Annotated in this window: 16 protein-coding genes and 1 pseudogene; 13 read left to right on the top strand and 4 right to left on the bottom strand. The window is 39.7% G+C overall.

The features are described from left to right. The first annotated feature begins 153 nt into the window (after positions 1-153). From CGC64_RS08925 to CGC64_RS08910, 4 genes are all read left to right on the top strand, one after another. Positions 154-1575, top strand: a complete 1422-nt coding sequence (locus CGC64_RS08925; protein ID WP_005677537.1) for a tetratricopeptide repeat protein — start codon at positions 154-156, stop codon at positions 1573-1575. Positions 1576-1590: 15 nt separating this feature from the next. Further along, positions 1591-2061, top strand: coding sequence for an NfeD family protein (locus tag CGC64_RS08920; RefSeq protein WP_005677536.1), 471 nt, complete (start codon positions 1591-1593; stop codon positions 2059-2061). 22 nt (positions 2062-2083) lie between these two features. Continuing rightward, positions 2084-3085: a flotillin-like protein FloA gene (gene floA, locus CGC64_RS08915; protein ID WP_005677535.1), complete on the top strand. Its 1002-nt coding sequence runs from the start codon at positions 2084-2086 to the stop codon at positions 3083-3085. A gap of 157 nt (positions 3086-3242) precedes the next feature. Continuing rightward, positions 3243-4121: a nucleoside phosphorylase gene (locus CGC64_RS08910; RefSeq protein WP_005680311.1), complete on the top strand. Its 879-nt coding sequence runs from the start codon at positions 3243-3245 to the stop codon at positions 4119-4121. A gap of 136 nt (positions 4122-4257) precedes the next feature. Here the strand turns inward: CGC64_RS08910 and CGC64_RS08905 are convergent, their stop codons facing one another. Continuing rightward, positions 4258-4917, bottom strand: a complete 660-nt coding sequence (locus tag CGC64_RS08905) for an NAD(P)-dependent oxidoreductase (protein WP_005677533.1) — start codon at positions 4915-4917, stop codon at positions 4258-4260. Positions 4918-4997: 80 nt separating this feature from the next. Further along, a pseudogene (locus CGC64_RS19290) lies at positions 4998-5786 on the bottom strand (response regulator). Between the two features lie 201 nt (positions 5787-5987). Between CGC64_RS19290 and mnmE the strand changes: the two are divergent. The 9 genes from mnmE (at position 5988) to CGC64_RS08845 (ending at position 14742) form a co-directional block, all read left to right on the top strand. Beyond that, positions 5988-7385 (top strand): tRNA uridine-5-carboxymethylaminomethyl(34) synthesis GTPase MnmE, encoded by a 1398-nt coding sequence (gene mnmE, locus CGC64_RS08890; protein WP_005677530.1) that lies wholly within the window; start codon positions 5988-5990, stop codon positions 7383-7385. 271 nt (positions 7386-7656) lie between these two features. Next, positions 7657-8535: a helix-turn-helix domain-containing protein gene (locus CGC64_RS08880; RefSeq protein WP_005677528.1), complete on the top strand. Its 879-nt coding sequence runs from the start codon at positions 7657-7659 to the stop codon at positions 8533-8535. 117 nt (positions 8536-8652) lie between these two features. Further along, entirely contained in the window at positions 8653-9768 is a 1116-nt protein-coding gene (locus CGC64_RS08875; protein ID WP_032855155.1) for a tyrosine-type recombinase/integrase, read from the top strand. A 167-nt stretch (positions 9769-9935) separates the two neighbouring features. Beyond that, positions 9936-10709 (top strand): hypothetical protein, encoded by a 774-nt coding sequence (locus CGC64_RS08870; RefSeq protein WP_005677526.1) that lies wholly within the window; start codon positions 9936-9938, stop codon positions 10707-10709. Between the two features lie 99 nt (positions 10710-10808). Then, positions 10809-11183: a helix-turn-helix domain-containing protein gene (locus CGC64_RS08865; RefSeq protein WP_004300575.1), complete on the top strand. Its 375-nt coding sequence runs from the start codon at positions 10809-10811 to the stop codon at positions 11181-11183. Positions 11184-11185: 2 nt separating this feature from the next. Next, the gene (locus CGC64_RS08860; RefSeq protein WP_004300576.1) at positions 11186-12256 is read left to right on the top strand and encodes an AAA family ATPase; all 1071 of its coding nucleotides are present in this window, start codon (positions 11186-11188) and stop codon (positions 12254-12256) included. 314 nt (positions 12257-12570) lie between these two features. Next, positions 12571-12990, top strand: coding sequence for a plasmid mobilization protein (locus tag CGC64_RS08855; protein ID WP_032855182.1), 420 nt, complete (start codon positions 12571-12573; stop codon positions 12988-12990). Beyond that, the gene (locus CGC64_RS08850; RefSeq protein WP_004300579.1) at positions 12987-14198 is read left to right on the top strand and encodes a hypothetical protein; all 1212 of its coding nucleotides are present in this window, start codon (positions 12987-12989) and stop codon (positions 14196-14198) included. Before CGC64_RS08855 ends, CGC64_RS08850 begins: the two co-directional genes overlap by 4 nt. A 4-nt stretch (positions 14199-14202) precedes the next feature. Further along, on the top strand, positions 14203-14742 hold the full coding sequence (locus CGC64_RS08845; RefSeq protein ID WP_005677524.1) for a hypothetical protein: 540 nt from the start codon (positions 14203-14205) through the stop codon (positions 14740-14742). A 120-nt stretch (positions 14743-14862) separates the two neighbouring features. On the opposite strand, the gene CGC64_RS08840 is transcribed toward CGC64_RS08845, so the two are convergent. Then, positions 14863-18483, bottom strand: a complete 3621-nt coding sequence (locus CGC64_RS08840) for a YobI family P-loop NTPase (protein WP_004300581.1) — start codon at positions 18481-18483, stop codon at positions 14863-14865. 53 nt (positions 18484-18536) lie between these two features. Continuing rightward, positions 18537-20357, bottom strand: coding sequence for a GmrSD restriction endonuclease domain-containing protein (locus CGC64_RS08835; protein ID WP_004300582.1), 1821 nt, complete (start codon positions 20355-20357; stop codon positions 18537-18539). Between the last annotated feature and the right edge of the window lie 7 nt (positions 20358-20364).

Here is a 20364-nt window from a genome sequence, read left to right as displayed (position 1 = left end):
AAAAGAATGATTTAAAGAAGAATTAACATAATAGAATCGCTGAAAAAGGGTTTATTTCTAATAAATTTGTACTTTTGAACAATTGATAAATTGACTGTTGACCGAAAACGATACCGTTTTCTACCAAACCGTCACTCATAAACGCTAAGAACGATGAAAAGAAAATATATTTTATTTCTAATTTGCAGTTTCTTCCTTGGGGGAGTTTCTGCGCAAACACTGGAACAGGCACGCACCTTATTCACTAAAGGTGACTACGAGAAAGCCAAGCCTGTCTTTAAGAAATATGCTAAATCCCAACCGTCCAATGGTAATTATAATTACTGGTATGGCGTATGTTGCCTGAAAACAGGAGAAGCTGAAGAAGCTGTGAAACCTCTCGAAATGGCTGTAAAGAAACGGGTAGCCAGCGGACAGCTTTATCTGGGACAAGCTTACAATGACACGTACCGTTTTGAAGATGCAGTGAACTGCTTCGAAGAATATATCACCGACTTAAAGAAACGAAAACGCCCTACCGAAGAAGCTGAAAAGCTGTTAGAGAAAAGCAAAGCCGATCTCCGTATGCTGAAAGGCGTAGAAGATGTCTCCATTATCGACAGTTTTGTGGTAGACAAGTCTACTTTCCTGAATGCTTATAAAATTAGCGAAGAATCAGGTAAGCTGTTTACTTTCAACGAGTTCTTCAAAACTGAAGGCGATAACCCGGGAACAGTCTACGAAACCGAAATCGGAAACAAAATCTATTATAGCGAAAAAGGCGAAAGAGGAAATCTGGATATTCTTTCAAAAAATAAGCTGTTAGATGAATGGAGTAACGGACGTCCGTTGCCCGGCAGTATCAATGATTCCGGAAACGCCAACTATCCGTTTGTTATGGCGGACGGTGTTACTATTTATTACGCAAGCGACGGCGAAGGGCTGGGAGGATATGATATCTTTGTCACCCGTTACAATACGAACACCGATACGTATCTTGTACCGGAGAATGTAGGGATGCCGTTTAATTCTCCCTACAATGACTATATGTATGTGATCGACGAATATAATAATCTGGGTTGGTTTGCTTCCGACCGTTTCCAACCGGAAGGAAAGGTCTGCATCTATGTATTTATCCCCAACAATTCAAAGCAGACCTACAACTATGAAGCTATGGACCAGCAGCAAATGATTCGGTTGGCACAGATTCATTCGTTGAAAGAAACATGGAAAGATAAAAAGGCAGTTGCCGAAGCACAACAGCGTTTGGAAGCCGCTATGAGCCATAAGCCGCAGGAACGCCGGATTGCTGATTTCGAGTTTGTGATTGATGATAATACGACTTATTATCTTCTGAAAGATTTCAAATCGGCCAAGGCCAAACAACTCTTCCAACGTTACCAGCAAATGGAAAAAGACTATCGTCAGCAAGAAGAAAAACTCAATAGCATGCGGCTACGTTATGCAACCGGCAATAAACAGGAAAAAACAATATTGACTCCGGCCATTCTTGATTTGGAAAAGAGAATATTGCAAATGTCCGGCGAACTGGATGCTCTTGAAATAAATGTACGAAACGCGGAAAAAACAAAATAATAATAACTCTGAACTATGGATATACTTATTATCACCGTTCTCATTATCGCCGCAGTAATACTGTTTCTGGTAGAACTGTTTGTCATACCCGGTATTAGTCTGGCAGGAATCTCTGCACTGGTTTGTATCATTTATGCCAATTACTATGCATTTGCCAATCTAGGTATGGCAGCGGGATTCATTACCTTGGGAATATCAGGAGTAGCCTGTATCGGGTCGCTCGTCTGGTTCATGCGGTCGAAAATGCTCGACAAACTGGCTCTGAAAAAAGATATTGATTCTAAGGTAGACCGTAGTGCAGAGGATAGCGTAAAGGTAGGCGATACCGGTATCAGTACCACCCGCCTGGCACAAATCGGTTATGCAGAAATCAACGGAAACATCGTGGAGGTGAAATCGATAGATGGCTTCCTCAACGAAAAGACGCCGATTATCGTAAGCCGTATCACCGACGGTACAATTATGGTTGAGAAACACAGAAAATAATATTCACTTAATAAAAACATCAATGGAATCATCTTTCTACTTGCCTATCTTTCTGATAGCCGGAGGTATTATCTTCCTGATAATATTTTTCCATTACGTGCCGTTCTTCCTTTGGTTGTCGGCAAAAGTATCGGGAGTCAACATCTCACTGATACAACTATTTCTAATGCGTATACGTAACGTTCCGCCGTATATCATCGTGCCGGGAATGATTGAAGCCCACAAAGCGGGATTGAAAAACATCACCCGCGATGAGTTGGAAGCCCACTATTTGGCCGGAGGACACGTTGAAAAGGTTGTTCATGCGCTGGTATCCGCATCGAAAGCGAATATCGAGCTACCTTTCCAAATGGCTACCGCTATCGACCTTGCAGGTCGTGACGTATTCGAAGCCGTGCAAATGTCTGTAAACCCGAAAGTTATCGACACACCTCCCGTTACGGCTGTTGCTAAAGACGGTATCCAGTTGATAGCCAAAGCACGTGTTACCGTACGTGCCAATATCCGCCAGTTGGTCGGTGGTGCAGGTGAAGATACGATTCTTGCCCGTGTAGGCGAAGGTATTGTTTCGTCTATCGGTTCTTCCGAAAATCATAAGTCAGTACTCGAAAATCCGGATTCTATCTCCAAACTCGTGCTTCGCAAGGGATTGGATGCAGGAACGGCTTTCGAAATCCTGTCTATCGATATTGCGGATATTGACATAGGTAAGAACATCGGCGCCGCTTTGCAGATTGATCAGGCTAATGCGGACAAGAATATTGCGCAGGCAAAAGCAGAGGAACGCCGTGCAATGGCAGTCGCTTCCGAACAGGAAATGAAAGCCAAAGCGCAGGAAGCTCGTGCGAAAGTAATAGAAGCAGAAGCAGAAGTACCGAAAGCTATGGCAGAAGCCTTCCGTAGCGGTAATCTGGGTATCATGGATTATTACCGGATGAAAAATATCGAAGCAGATACTTCCATGCGTGAAAATATTGCTAAACCGGTAACAGGAAACACCGGTAATCAGCCGTTGAGCAAATAATTTATTATAAACGCCGGAACCCGGTTTCAATTCTGTTCCAAGATGTATGCTCTTTTTTCTGCGGAAAAAGAAAGATACCTCTTCCGAACTTAAATCCGGTTCCGGCGTTTGTATTTATAGATACAGTCTTATTGTAAAACTAAAACCTTTCAATAACATGAAAAAGTACTTTCCATCCTCTGAATTAATTATCAACGAAGACGGCTCGGTATTCCATCTTCACGTAAAACCTGAATGGTTGGCAGACAAAGTTATCCTGGTTGGTGATCCCGGACGTGTGGCACTCGTAGCTTCTCATTTCGAAAACAAAGAATGCGAAGTGGAAAGCCGCGAATTCAAGACAATCACGGGTACATATAAAGGTAAACGAATTACTGTCGTTTCTACCGGAATCGGTTGCGATAATATCGATATCGTAATGAACGAACTGGATGCATTAGCCAATATCGACTTCGAGACACGAGAAGAAAAAGAACAGTTCCGGCAGTTAGAGTTAGTACGTATCGGTACGTGCGGCGGTTTACAGCCAAATACACCGGTGGGAACATTCGTATGTTCGCAGAAGTCTATCGGTTTCGACGGATTATTGAATTTCTATGCCGGACGCAATGCTGTATGCGACTTGGCTTTCGAACGTGCTTTCCTCAACCACATGGGGTGGTCGGGAAATATGTGTGCTCCTGCGCCCTATGTTATTGATGCCAGCGAAGAATTAATTGACCGGGTTGCGAAGGATGATATGGTACGTGGCGTGACAATTGCCGCCGGAGGTTTCTTCGGTCCGCAGGGACGTGAGCTCCGTATTCCGTTGGCAGATCCGAAACAGAATGATAAAATTGAAGCGTTTGAATACAAAGGTTTCAAGATAACCAATTTCGAAATGGAGAGTTCCGCTTTGGCAGGACTTAGCCGGTTAATGGGACACAAGGCCATGACTGTCTGCATGGTAATAGCCAACCGCCTTATCAAAGAGGCGAATACCGGATATAAAAATACGATTGATACGTTGATTCAAACGGTGCTCGACAGAATATAAAAAACAACAAGATAATAACCACTTAATAAGAAATGGCTTGAATTATACATTGTGATATATATTCAAGCCATTCTTCTTCACTTATTGATTCACTTATATAATTTCCGACTGTTTACCGATTCGCTCCTTTCTTTAATCAATAACCAATCGTAAATCTCTCTTGATGATGTTGCGGATGTTCCAGTTCATCAATCATGGCGGCCGCATAATCCTCTACAGAAATATGGCTGTTCCCCACAATGTCCACAATCATGTCATCCTTTCCCAGACGATAACGTCCCGTACGTACTCCCGGTCGCATATCCGCTGCCGGAGAGAAAAACACCCAGTCCACTTCTTTCTCTTTCGTCAGGAACTTCAGATAAAACTCTCCCAAAGCTTTTACTCCGGGCAAAAGATTCTCGGGTACTTCACCGGAATCCATTAATCGCAAGCCGGGCGCAATAAACAATGAACCTGCACCGCCTACCATAAGAAAACGGTTGACTCCTGCTTTCTTCACTCCGTCAATAATAGTCAGATAGACTTTAATTGTCTCATCATATATATCGGGATTATTCCATCCCGGATTAAACGCACTGATAACGGCATCCGCCCCTTTACAAACTTCGTATACTTCTTCAAGAGAAGACACATCCGCCTTCGTCACTTTCAGACTCTCATTTTCTATCTTTATCTTTTCAGGGTGCCGAACCACGGCTGTCACTTCAAAGCCACGGTTCAAAGTCTCATTCAAAAGAGCTGAGCCAACAAAACCACTCGCTCCGATGAGTACAACCTTCTTTACTTCCTTCATATTCCAACAAAATTAGAGTGTTATTATTATCTTAATAACACTACAATTTCCGGAATGTTGATTCCCTTTCAGAAAATTAATCAACCAATAGAGAATTCTATCGTTTCTCTCAGTTTTTCCATGGAATAAGGTTTCGATATGACAGCGTTGCATCCTGCCTGAATAGCCTGCTGCTCTGTATAAAATGCATAAGCCATTACAGCGATAATGGGTACCGCAAAAGACATAGTACAAATCTTTTCCATAGCCTGAATGCCGTCCATTACAGGCATACGAATATCCATTAATATCAAGTCGGGCTTTTCACGGATAAAGAATCTCGTGACTCATATTTGCTAGAAAAACAGACTTTAGCTTATCGGCGTCTTCTGCCACCGTTTCGTCTCAATCAATTCCCTCGAGCGACAAATCCGATCACTGATATCATGAATCAGGACCAGCACTTTATTCCCTTCAAAAGGAGCGATACTCATGGATATTGTGAATAAACAAATCATATACTTCCTTGGAATAGTTACGTTCACAGTATATGCCAGAAGTTTATCCGGATGTGTTTCATCATTTCCTTTATAAGAGAGAAAATGGTCTTCGAGCCAAATAACTTCCTTATGTTCTCCGATACAACGAACCCGTATCTGTGAAGTCTTTGATTCCGAGGTAAGCATTGCTGCAAAAGACTTTTGGCAAGCATCCATATCATCAGGATGAGCAAACCGATAGAAGTCATTAATATCCTTAAAAACCATTCCGGCTTCTTTTAATCCAAGTGTACGAAAATAATCATCCGTAAAACTGCATTTTCCCGTAAGGATATCATATTCCCACAAAATTATTTGATGCGCAGCAAGTACAGAAAGTATCTTTTGCAAATTTTCTCTTACGATCTCACCATTTTCATTTAGTGAATATAAATTTGTACTGACTCCATAGTCATGGTTATTTGTTTTGCATATTTTGTTGTGTACACTGCTGAACGCTGACAAATATGAACAAATAAAGTACAACTTGTCCCTAATCTTCTGTTTTTTACATAGAAACCCTTATCTTTGCCCATTCAAAAAGAAAATATAATGAACCAAGATACTATTTGTGCCATCGCTACTGCCCAGGGAGGAGCTATCGGAAGCATCCGTGTTTCCGGTCCGGAAGCCATTTCTATCACTAGCCGTATCTTCAAACCTGCAAAAGCCGGCAAACTATTTAATGATCAAAAGCCATACACGCTGACTTTCGGACGTATCTATGACGGAGAAGAAATCATTGATGAAGTACTCGTTAGTCTTTTCCGTGCTCCTCATTCTTACACGGGAGAAAATAGTACGGAAATTACGTGTCATGGTTCTTCTTATATCCTCCAGCAAGTAATGCAACTACTCATCAAGAACGGCTGCCGTATGGCTCAACCGGGAGAATACACACAACGTGCTTTCCTCAATGGGAAAATGGATTTAAGTCAGGCAGAAGCTGTTGCCGACCTGATTGCTTCTTCATCTGCCGCGACCCACCGTTTGGCAATGAGTCAAATGCGGGGAGGTTTTAGCAAAGAACTGACAGACTTGCGTAACAAGTTGCTGAACTTCACGTCCATGATTGAACTGGAACTGGATTTCAGTGAGGAAGATGTGGAATTTGCCGACCGTTCGGCATTACGGAAGTTGGCCGATGAAATTGAGCAAGTTATTTCCCGACTAGTCCATTCGTTTAGTGTAGGCAATGCTATCAAGAATGGTGTTCCTGTTGCCATTATCGGTGAGACAAATGCTGGAAAATCGACCCTGTTGAATGTACTATTGAATGAGGAGAGGGCAATTGTCAGTGATATTCACGGAACAACGCGCGATGTCATCGAAGATACGATTAATATAGGAGGCGTCACCTTTCGATTCATCGATACTGCCGGAATCCGTGAAACAAATGATACAATTGAAAGTTTGGGCATTGAACGTACTTTCCAGAAACTGGATCAGGCAGAGATTGTTCTTTGGATGATAGATTCTGTGAATGCTGCTTCTCAAATAGAACAATTATCTGAAAAAATTATTCCTCGTTGCGAAGGAAAACATCTGATTGCAGTATTCAACAAAGCTGATTTGATCGAAGAAAAGCAAAAGGAGGATTTACTAACTTTACTAAAAGACTTCTCAAAAGAATATACAGAGTCCATTTTCATATCAGCCAAACAACGGGGGAACACGGAAGAACTTCAAAAAATGCTCATTAATGCAGCTCACTTACCCACAGTAACGCAAAACGACATTATTGTAACAAACGTAAGACATTATGAGGCATTAAGCAAAGCACTTGAAGCAATCCATAGAGTACAAGACGGACTTGATTCTCAAATCTCCGGAGACTTCCTTTCGCAAGATATACGGGAGTGCATTTTCTTCATTTCAGACATAGCCGGTGAGGTCACAAATGACATGGTACTTCAAAATATCTTTCAGCATTTTTGCATCGGCAAATGATGGCTTAGAAACTGCCATAACCAATTATAACCATTTAGAATAAAGTCGCTGTATTTCAGCGGCTTTTCTATTTTAACACTTTCTAATCCTTATTTGGTAGTAACGGTTTTTATCCATATTTTTCTATCATATTTCTACCGCGACACAAATTCACGGTTAGCCCGAATGTCACAATGACGCATTAGTTGACGTGTGTTGACAATGGTTTACATGTGTTGACAAAATCCGGGAGAAATAAGGAGAAATTATCCCCAATATAAACGAGGAAAATATGGAAGTAAGAAAGATTTGTCAACGGTGTGGAAAGCCATTTATAGCTCAAAAGACAACGACCTGCTATTGTAGCCATCAGTGTTCCAATCTTGGCTACAAAGAACGCATCCGGGAACGCAAGCGGCAGTTGAAACGCTCGCAAGAGTTGCTACAACCTCGACAAGCCGCCGAGGGACAGGATTTCTTCTCTTTTGCCCAAGCAGCAAAGTTGATGGGCGTAACCAGACAATACATATATAAATTGGTAAAGGAATCCAAACTTCGGGCTTCACGCATCAGTGGTAAGAAGTCGCTCATTCGTCGTGCTGACATCGAACTAATGATGAAAACCAAACCGTATGAGCGCATCATGCCTAAAGAGGACTTCGACATCACTGAGTATTACACTGCTGAAGAAATTGCAGAGAAATATAAGGTCAACGCCAAATGGGTGTGGACTTATACACGGCAGCACAAAGTTCCGAAGGTACGAATACGCCAATTCAACTATTATAGCAAGAAACATATCGATGCTGCCTTTGCCAAATACGAGGTGGATTCCGACTTGACCGAATGGTACACACCGGAAGATATTCAGGAAAAATACGGTATGACACGCGTCGCCATCCGTTCGCAGGTGTATCGGAACAATATCCCATCCAAGAAGGAACATGGGCAGATATTCTACTCAAAGCTCCACTTCGACCTCTCGAAGAGTTCAGAACAGGAGAGCAAAGCGGAATACTATACCGTCAAGGAGGCTATGGAAAAATTCAAACTCTCCCGCGACTCTGTTTACGGAATTCTGCAATTCCATCAGATCAATCGCGAGAAGAACGGACGGTTCGTCCGATTCCTAAAAGTAGAGTTTGACAGGGTTATGGGTGTTCACAAATAATCTAATTTGTCGCTATCCATTAATTATTCAAAAATTAATCTCTGCTGTAGATAATCTGCATGATTACATTACAGAGTTTTGCCAGCGAATTAATAATAACCATAAAAATATATTAGTATGCATGAATGTAAAACAGTAACGTTGAGAACACGTCCGTTAAAAGGTAGAATGATGTCTTTCTATCTAGATTATTATCCTGGGTATCGAGACAAAGAGACTATGAAAGTTATCCGTCATGAATCGCTTGGCATCTATGTCTATGCCAATCCGAGAAACAAACGAGAACAGAATTTCAACGAGGTAATGACCGAGAAAGCCGAAGCCATCCGTTGCCGCAGGTTCGAGTCAGTTGTCAATGAACGGTATGACTTCTTTGACAAGTACAAACTCAAGGCAGACTTCTTGGAGCATTATCGCAAGCAACTCCGTAAGCATGACCAGAAATGGGAGTTTGTCTATCTGCATTTCAACAACTTCGTACATGGTAAATGTACTTTTGAAGAGATTGACATAGACCTTTGCAACAAGTTTCGGGAGTATCTGCTCACAGCTAAAAAACTGAGACGCAAAGGACGCATAACACGAAACTCCGCATCGGGATACTGGTCTACCTTCAGGGGATTCCTGAAAATACTCTACCGCAATGGAATGATAAAGACCAATGTCAATGATTTTTTGGATAAGATTGAAACAGAGGATGTAGTCAAGGAGTATCTGTCTGTAGATGAACTGTACAAGTTGGCTGAAACACCGTGCAAGAAGCCCATTCTGAAAATAGCATCGCTGTTTTCATGTATGACCAGTTTACGTATCAGTGATATACTCGCACTATGCTGGGAAGATATTGTAGACTACTCAGCCGGAGGGAAATGCGTACATATCATTACACAAAAAAACAAAGCGGAAGATATCATTCCTATTAGTGAAGAAGCATTGGGATTGATAGGCTATAATTCTGAAAAGAAAGGTTTGGTATTCAAGGGACTTATGCGTAGTTGGACGCAAATCCCAATGAAAGAGTGGATTCGTTCTGCCGGAATTACCAAGAACATAACATTTCACTCGTATCGTAGAACATTTGCAACGCTACAAGCAGCTGCCGGAACGGACATCCGCACCATACAGAGCATCATGGCACACAAGAGTATCACCACCACTCAAAGGTATATCAAAGTAGTGGATGCCAACAAACGTGAAGCTAGCAAGAAGATTACCTTGACACGGAAGGACTGACAGCCACTTATCCCTATTTTTAAGCGGTTAGAGTATGATTTTTAGTCTGAAATCATACTCTAACCGTTATTTTTTACAAATATTGAGCGATTCGTCATCACTAATTATATATATCTGGAATATAGCACATAACTTTGCCATATAACCATTTCAAATACTTGCAGCAGATGACAAATAATACTCAAATTCGGACCAAGAGGATAAGTTTTATTCTTGCATTATTGGTAATTGCCTATGTGGCAGTAGACACTTACCTATTCACTTATCACAAAATCAATACCACAACAATAACGACTCCAGTTATAATCGGCCTTGTGGTTACAATCCTATTGTGTGGTCTACTGCAACGATTTTTCTACACATGGTTGACGAAGAATCCAATCAATTTTTCTTTTGACCGGCAATCTCCTATTATTACTGACTCTGGTTTCGAAATAAAAACCGATTGTGCAGATGAAATTCAAACTATTGAACAGCCCAATAATTCAGTTATAGATAATTATGATACAATACGAGAGAACATCAAAAAGAAAGAAGCAGAAAAACAAGTAGAAGTCATGAATGCTATTCGTGAATATGTAACTATTAAAACCGCACCCTATCTGTCTAAAGAAGCTATTGCAATCCTCATTTCTAATATTGAGTATATGGCCTGTGATAGATCCGATTTATACAAGCCCATTCGCTCCAATATAGATAATCCACTGAGATCACCGGGACTTCGCCATCTGGCATGGAATGTAGGTGAACGCTTGGGAGTATCATTGGCAAAAAGAGCCGTTTTTATCAAGTCTTCATTTCCTCACGAACTCGAAAATGCGACTCTTGAATATCTCAAACTTAATTTACGGGATCAAGTTCCTAGTCAGATTCCTATTGACGTGCCCGATAAAGGCGATTATCGCTTCCATTTAGAAACAGATAATAGTAACTCAGACTAAAAAAACGCATGCAGACGAAATAATTAATCCGGTCTGTATTGTTCTGCAAGGTTTCATTGAGTTGGTTCGCAGTATATTAAACGATTAAAAGAGTATAATATGGAAAAAGACCAACTGACATTCAACGACCTGCCGACTGTGGTGGGCGAACTATGCGACAGAATCGCAAGTATGGAAAATCTGCTAACGGAGAAACTTTCCAAGCAGTACGAAACCAAAGAGAACACGCACGTTCCCATGACCGTACAGGAGGCTTGCAACTATCTTAAAATGCCGTTGTCAACCTTTTATTACAAGGTCAAAAAGGATGATATTCCGGTTATAAAACAAGGAAAACATCTCTACATCTATCGTGATGAACTGGATAGATGGCTGGAATCTTCCCGAAAGACTCCGGCTCCGCAAAGTTTTGAGGAAGAGAATGAGTCCATGCTCGCATCCCATCGTCGTAAACCGAACCCGAAAAACTGGTAAAGATGGAGAAGACGGACAATACGACTCCTTCATGTGAAGAATTGGCGGTTTACATGGAAGATTCAATCGTGAGCGTGACGAATACCTACGAGCAGTCGCCAGTGGTGCTGATGGTAGACGATGCTGTTATCGGTACATTAGGAAACTTCAGTGCGTCCATCGGAAAAGCCAAAAGCAAGAAAACCTTTAACGTATCGGCCATAGTCGCATCGGCATTGAGAAACAGCACCGTTCTTCATTATCGGTCCACTTTTCCCGATAATAAGCGAAATATTCTGTACATCGACACGGAGCAAGGACGACATCATTGCCAGCAGATATTGAAACGAATCCTACGTTTAGCTGAATTGCCGGAAGACAAGAAACCGGATAATCTGCTCATGCTGGCTCTACGCAAGTTCTCCCCTAAACTACGTCTGGCGATAGTCGAACAGGCCATTGGCACAATACCGGATTTGGGATTGGTCATCATAGATGGCATTCGTGATTTCCTGTATGACATCAATTCTCCCGGTGAATCTACCGATATCATCTCCAAATTCATGCAGTGGACGGACGACAGACAGATTCACATCCATACCGTACTGCATCAGAACAAGAATGACGAACATGCTCGTGGTCACATCGGCACTGAACTCAACAATAAAGCGGAAACCATTATGCAGATCGAGGTGGATAAAGAGGACAAGACCATAAGCGTGGTCGAAGCCGTGCATATCCGCGACCGTGAGTTTGAACCTTTCGCTTTCCGCATAAACGAGGAAGCCATACCCGAACCGGTAGAGTCCTATCTGCCAAAAGAGAAGAAGACCGGACGACCAACCAAAGGACCGTTCGATCCGGACAAGGAGATTCCAAAGAATGTACATCGTCCAGCATTGAATGCCGTTTTTGCCAATGGCAACATCAACAATTACGATGATTATATAGAACGCTTGCAAGAGGGTTACGGATTACAGGGTATAAAACTCGGTTATAACAAGGCGGTAAAGGTCGCAACATTGCTCAGTGACAAACAAATGGTTATAAAAGAAGGGAAAGATTATGCCTTCAATCCAGAATACCATTATTGAGTTCAACTTTACTTTATTGTCGGGGCGTATATATAAGAATAAAGCAAAGTAGTCAGGGGTTGCACACAAGGTATTCATTCTATCCCCCCTCTTTTAGATGAATATCTTAGTTTCTGGTTCAAATCCGTCTGCCGATTCTGTATGTACATCCAATATGGCTTGCCGGAAAGCATCAACAGGTATCTGTTGCAAGATATGCCAAGGTATAACCTCACTACGTTACGGTTGTACACTGGCACTCTTGCCTGCTCAGTTCCCTCGCCGGTGCGGTACTCGCAAGCTCGCACCTATTCACAATTATAACAATGATTCAAATGAAAGAAGATATTGAAAATACATCGAACTCCTCTAAAGAAACCAGAAACGTCTTCATCGGAGCGAAAGTCACTCCTACTCAAAAGGAGTATATAAAATCAATGGCTACCCAATGCGGTATGACCATAAGTGATTACCTATTGTCGTGTGCCTATAACTTCAAGCCCAAAGTGAGACTTACGAAAGAAGAAGCAGCCCTGTTGCAGAATCTGGACGATTGTCGGGCAGACCTCGTAAAATACACCTCCGCCCTACACGGAATGTCCACAAAGCAGCGCATGGCAATGTTCAATCAGATTCCGTTCATGGTCAACTGGCTCAAGGAACTTGGCAATGTAGCCGAAAGTGTCTGCCAGTTCCTGAATACTGTAAAAGAGAAGAACAAAATTCCGTCCAACCTTAAATCCGAAGAAGAATGATTGCAAAAGCCAAAGCCATATCGCACGGCATCAACGACCTCCGTTACATTACCGGTGAATCACAACATAAGAAGCATCCGGAGAAAATTTATCGGGTATTGGACAATCTGTTGCCCTCAGAACCGGACGCTATGGGGATATGGAACTCCATGCAGTTGACCATATCCCAGCATCGCCCGATAAAGAACTCCGTTATCAGAATCGAGTTGAGTCCATCGCCCAAACATACCCAATTCTATGACATCGAAGATTGGCAAAAACTTTGGCAAGATTTCGCCGAGGAGTTCGACAAACAGGTGATTACCGGCAAGGATGGAAAAATCCGTTCCTGTCCAACCAATTTAGCTAACAGTAAATACTCTGTTTGGCTGCATACAGAATCCAAAGGCGAAGTTCCCCACCTCCATGCTGCGGTCTGCCGTTTGGATGAAAATGGCAATATCAACAACGACCATAACATTCATCTTCGGGCGCAACGTGCCGCCGAGCGAGTGGCAAAGAAACGTGGCTGGACGACTGCAGAACAAATCAGAAATCGTAACATTCCACAAGTGAACCGGGACTGTATGGAGGTGTTGAAAGCAATGCCATCATGGTCATGGGATGAGTACAAGAACACTCTTATACGGAAAGGTTATACCGTCCATGAAAGAGAGGACAAGAAAGGTATTCTTCGTGGATATGCCCTCATGAATGGAAACACCAAATACAAGGCTTCAGAATTGGGAATCGGCAGGAACCTGATGGTCTCGAAACTTCCTGCGACATGGGAGAAACTGCACCATCAGTCAGCTACCGTCATTAGAAATAATGCTCCCAAAGCCGTTCAACAGGCAGCGATACATAAGGTTGCTCCTATTGACTATACCCAATATCTCACATATAGTCAGGATATGATTTCCTATGCCCTCAGCCATGAAGGTAAGGATTACAGATTCTATATTCCGGAAAAAATACTTGACTGTTTTAATGACGAATTTGATTACAGGTTTATTGCCAACTGTCAGGAACTTACCGATATGGCAGTAGCTATATTTGTCGGACTGATAGATACCCCCAACGTAACAACCGGTGGAGGTGGTGGAGGCTCACAAAGCGACCTTCCGTGGAGAGACAAGGATGAAGACAATTTGCAATGGGCTCGCAGATGCGCTCATGCCGCCAGTCGTTCGTTAGGAAAGAAACTGAAAACAGGATTAAAACGATAAGCCCATGAAACCGAACATGAAAAAGAAATTCGATTTTTCCGCGGAAATGAGTGAAGCGGAAGCCATAAAAGCCACTCCCAAGAATGAATATCTGGAGGAAGAAAAGCGGTTACTCGATATCAACGCAAAGGAACTTGTCAGCCTGAATGACAACGTATATAAGCTGAGAACAGAAGTTGAAAATCTATCCGACTCTATACATGAGTGCAAACCTATTATTTCTGAAGAAATACAGAAGTTAGCAGTAGAATTCGGTGCGACCCTTCTATACAATTTTCTCAGCCAGATTGAGAGCAAATGTAAGGAAGCCGAGCGAAGAATAAAGAAAGCCAGCAATGCCATCCCCATCCCAGATACGGCATTCTACATTTTGATTACCATTGTAGTTGCTCTATCTTCTTTTTTCGTGTGCATGATAGTAGCTAATGCAGAGATTTTGCATTCCGGATTGATTTGGAAGGCTGTTATTGGTTGTATTCTTATGGTTGTTTTGGGGATTGGTATTGCTGTAATTATACAGAAGTTTTCGGACAGGGATAAATAAACGAAAAGTCTCAATCGGATAGGAATGCTATCGGTTGAGACTTTATTTTATTCGTTATCAAACAATCCCTTTTCTTTCCATAACTTTAGTTATAAATTCCTCTATTCTCTTGCATTTGATTTAGTGATTACGTTTATGACTTACACGAAGTTTATCATCATCTTCTCTATATGATGAGATATATCCAATAGTTTTTAGCTTCCCTAAAAGCATTTCATTCATGTGATTATTTTCTATAGTAGCCTTTTTTGATTTATCTGTAATACTTCGATAAGAATCGCCTAAAGACTCTATTAATTCTGTCACAATGTCAAAATCATCTCTAAACTTTTCAACCAAGTCTATCAAAAAAGACAATCGCTCTGGCAAATTAGTAGAGGCGACCAAAATGTTCTTCTCTATGTCATAATCAAATTTTTCAATATTGTTTTTCAACACAGGAAGAGTGATATTTGCCAATTCGTTATCCCACACAATATGAGGAAGAAAATGTTGAACTACACTTAGAGCTTTTTCACCGATTACTCTTGGATTTTTCATAAGATGCTTGTATAGCCTCATATCTGTAGGCAACTCCTCTATTTCTATAATACACTCATCCAAATACTTATCTACATAATAAGTAAGTACATCACTATGATTGTCTCTAATTGTTGTCGTATAATATGTGCTATATGGAAGCATATCAGCACAAAGTAACGACTTAAAATGAGCGTTATCTACACTGTTAATATCCGCATCCTTAAATGTAACTCCATCAAAGATTTTGACAAGTTTATCGTATACCAAAATTTCAAAATCTGATGTCAATAAAGCACTGTGTGCCAGTAGTTCTTTCTGAGTATCATCCAATTCAGATATATCTGTTAATTCATCAATATGTTTGGTAATGAATATTCGCAAACTGGAAATCATTACATTATTCTGACTCTCATAAAATGCATATATCTCAGGCCATGCTGGTATAACTATATCAACTTCAATAGCGAACTCCCACTGTATATTGTTAACATCGGAAAGAGAAACTTTATTCTGTTGCCCAGAAAGGTATTTGCGTTTTGTGTCCTCTGTTATATCCTCAGAATTAATAATTTCAAGAATAATTCCCACACTCTCTTTTTTTGCCGTATCTGTAATAAATACATTATTTAGTGCATTGTCAAAACATTCATCTATATAATCTGATATAGATTTAGCTGATTTACAGCTCCTCAGTATTGTAACATTTAAAGGATAATTATCCAATGTTTCCACCCTCTCATTTCGATAATGAACAAATGCGCATACAACATTTTCTGGTGTCAACATATATGCTTTGTTTTCTACAACATACTCAAGCAAACACCTAGACTCTGCATCTATATCTGTAAAAATCAGTTTTCCATTCGACACTATTTGTTTGATTGTATCAAAACCTATGAGATCTACTCTATGAGATATAAATGCGAAGTGTTTATTCAACCAGTTACGACTTTCTTTGGTGGAATGGTTCAATTCGAGGAATCGTAACCAAGACTCGAATAATTCATCGGAATTCTGTTTCACGAAGATCTTCCATAATCCATCAACGATACTGCCCAAATGGTTGAAAAGCGAGCTTGAATCTTCAACTGATTTATAGAAGTCAATCAAAAAGTCCCACTTTTTATTATGCATAATAACTTGTGCTATCGAATGAAGTTTTGAGTTATTTGCTTCTTCAAGATGCTGACAAATACAATCGACCACCTGAATATTCAATATACTTACATCGTTGTAACATTTATCAGGAATGTTTTTTACGCACTGCCCTACTTTATCTATATGATAGTCATACGGCAAACTATGCCGAAGTTTTAATTCAAGGATAAAATCATGGTCGTGCTTATTAATTGACTTACCAAAAAAGAAAGATATATAATCAAAGTAATCTTCATTTATAAGTCCTTCTTTCAAGAAAACTTCAAGCATTTTAGAGACATTGAGTTCACTAAAAATTTTATGCGTCTGCATATCAACATCCAGCAACAGTTCTTGTATTGGAGTAGCATAATGATTATTACGAGATAATTCTAGTATCTTGATTTGTTCACGATATCTTTTTTCCCCTTCTCGCAAGGCTTCTAATCGCTCATGGTAGGTAAAGGTAGAATTAACTATTTTCTCTATTTGACTGAATTGAATATTGCAACTATCTTCAGATGTATCATAATAATATCTAACACCATAATATGTGTTAGTTTGATGCCTCTTAAAACATTGATATCGAAATGAGGATTGCGATATAAAGGAATTAAATAACGTTTCATTTTCTGCGATATCTTCAAGAGGTATAAAATTGTTTTCGACAAAAAACAAAAAGGCATTATTTTCATTTTGTTTTGATAATTTTCTACGATACCCTTCAATATAAATCAGCCTTAATTCTTTTTCTTGTATGGCATGTGTCGCTTCTAAAGATTGAAGTTTTTTAGTTATTCCATTAATACGCTCGTCAATCTGTCTATTGCGCTCAACCAATAATTCACTTTTCTTATGCAAACAATCATACAAAACACCCTTTCCTTTATGCAGATCAGCAAAATCTTTTGGATGGTAGTTTTTATATACAATCATTGCAAGAAGTTTGTTTTGATCAAGTTTCTCATCAAGTTTTTCTCTATATTGGGCATATTCATTGACAATATTCTTCAGTAATCTCATATCGTCAATGAAAAAAGCCAAACTGTCTATTACCTCGACATTAAGATCTGAATAGCCTTTTATCTCTAGTTCCTCTTTCAGTTTGTCTGCCGAGTTTGAAGAATTGATTATTGGGATTACAGTTGTGATATAATCAAAGAATTTAGTACGTTCTTCATCAAAAAACATATCATCTTTAACCGCATAAATGAACGTAACTTTACGCCCCACAGAGTTTGACTGATTCAAGAGTTGATTTACCTCTCTTAACTTAAGAAAAATATCCGTATTATCAAATCTATCTAAATCTTCTATAATCACAACATTATAATCAGTAACCTCAAAGAAATAGACAATCTCATCCATGTGCTTATTGAAAACGGATGTATCTTCTTTGTTTTCTTTTAATTCAATCTCTCCATTCTTTAGATTTAACTTATTCAGTTTACTATTACTCAATGATTTGACAGTCTTTTGAACGAATATTATTGTTGCAACAAATATATATGATAGAGCAAAAATATCAGACCATTTATTTAATACTGGATTACTTAAGCGATTGCAAATCCAATCCACCTCCAAAAATGATGGTTCAAATACAATAATTAAGGCAACAATATAAAATATTATTGCAAAAGATAAAGCATATTGAGCCCAAGTTGATTTATGATAAATCCTTTTTAATCTGGAGTTATAAAGCGTCTCTTGTTTTTCTTTATAAATAAGTTGTTGAAGAATGCTGTATTCAATACGATTATTCATCGTATCAATATCTATTTTATTCTTTTTATCATCTAATGGTGACTTTAGAGTAGCAAGAGATATTGAAAGATATTTGTATTTACGATAGTCTTTCATCAAAGAGCGAAGAATGGAACTCTTACCGGATCCATAAGGACCAGTAAGAGCAATGTTCAATATGTCTTTCTCTTCTAGTTTTCGTGCAAGATTCAAAACACTCCTATACTGCTTCTTATCACTTTCACTATCACGATTAAGCAGAGCAGGAGTTAATGATACTTGTTTATCATCCTCCATCGAATTATTTGCACATATTTTCTTCCAAAATCTCCAGTTCATTTATTTTCAGCTATTTATTAATCATATTTTTCTAGTTTGTTACAGATTGCTATCTATATTAAAGCAACACCAAATTCACGGATTGTTTCTTCGCTATCTCTTCCTGAGACAGATTTGCCTGTCGCTTGCTCTATTCTGTCAAGCAATTGTTTTGCTCGATCTATGAAATAAGCATTGAAATCATCTAATGCAAGATGAGCATAACTTACCTTATGTGACTCTATAGCTTCCTGTATCTCAACTTGTTTTAATCCCTTATTTGCCATAGTTCCAATATAGGTACTTGGTGCATGTCCTCCTATTGAACGATTGGAAGATGCATAAATTGGAGTCTTATTAATGACAGAATTCCATTTTATACGTGGAAGGTTATTTTTCTCGCAATAAGTTTGAGGGAATATATGATGAATATCAGCATCTTCATCAATGTAAGATGCTATATCCATACGATGACCTGTCATAAAATCAAGTGGTGAATCTTGTAAGATAAGTGCCATAACACCTTTGTACGCTGCACTATTCCTAGTCTGCATGGTCAATAAACGAGTTGGTTGTATATTGGAACGATATACAGTCTCTGGCATTTCACCACCTTCCATCCAACGGAATACGCCCATTATATCAGTTGCAAATCTAGCTTCATTGGCACCCCCATATAGTTCACCCATTACGCCACACCAATACCAACGAGACAATAATTCCTGTTTGCTTCCAAGATGCAACATTTTTTTATTTTCGTTGTCGTATGCAAAGATTGCAGCAAGTGGAATAAGTTGTGACGAATATGGAAGATCTCTGGAACGGAAAATCCCCTGATGTACTAAGAAATCAGCTGCATCACAGAAACCTTTAATCAAAGCGTCATGATACTTCAAATAATCTTTCAATTCAAGCCTAAGAATGTCTTTTTTCTTACATGTTACAGCCACACGCTCATCATCACCTGAAACCACTCTTTTATAATATGATACCAACAGAGTCATTGCTGCCAAAAAATTAGCGCCAGTGATTTCTTTCAATAGCTCGCCATTTACTTTTTGAGCAAAAATATGACGAATGGTCTCCCAATCTTTTCTCAATTCATGTCCTTCAGCAGCAAATGTAGCTGTGACGAGTTCGAAAACCGTAAGAGGTACACCACCAGTGTTTACATTCTCAAAAATCTGGCAGACAGCTTCTTTCGGGGTTTCTTTATCAAGCTGAATTATAGGTATGTTATACTCTAAAATTGGGCGAAGAATCTGCTGTGAGAAATCACGGAATAAATTTCTATACTCTCTATCACCTTTGTAATAGTCTTCCATATCATAATGCCAATCTTCCGTATCATTATGAGAAAACGTAATATTCAAGGGAAACATCAGGTTCTCAAATTCTTTCTCTCTTGTGGATAAGTCCAGCGTTACATCACGACCAATATTTGTTGTAAGCTGTTTCTTCTCTGATACAGATATGATTGCTTCCAATCTGTCCGCAGTAGAGTCTAGACATTTACGAATATCTAGATAATAATAGCGTTTGATAATTGTATCTCGATTGGTCTCTAATCGAGTATTAGTTGCTTTCTTACTTTTCAAGACCTGATATAAGGTTGTGAGTCGCTGTTGTCCATCGAGCACAAGCCACTCAGGTGTAACTTCTGATATAGAATCCACACCTTCAAATGTGCGATACTTAAAACGGATATGCTCACCACCATTAGCCAAAAACATCGCTGCACCCATTGGGAAGCCAGATGTGATACTTTCTATTAGTTTACATATCTTCGTGTCATCCCAAACCCAACTACGTTGAAAGTCGGGTAATTGAGCCTTACCTTCTTCAACCATTTTTAGAAGGTCATCAAGTTTCTTATCGTGTGATTCAACAGCCATAACAAAT

Source organism: Bacteroides caccae (genome assembly GCF_002222615.2).
In the GTDB taxonomy this organism is placed as follows: Bacteria; Bacteroidota; Bacteroidia; order Bacteroidales; family Bacteroidaceae; genus Bacteroides; species Bacteroides caccae.
The sequence above is the reverse complement of the archived record's forward strand: the minus strand, read 5'-3'. Positions and strand labels throughout refer to the sequence as shown.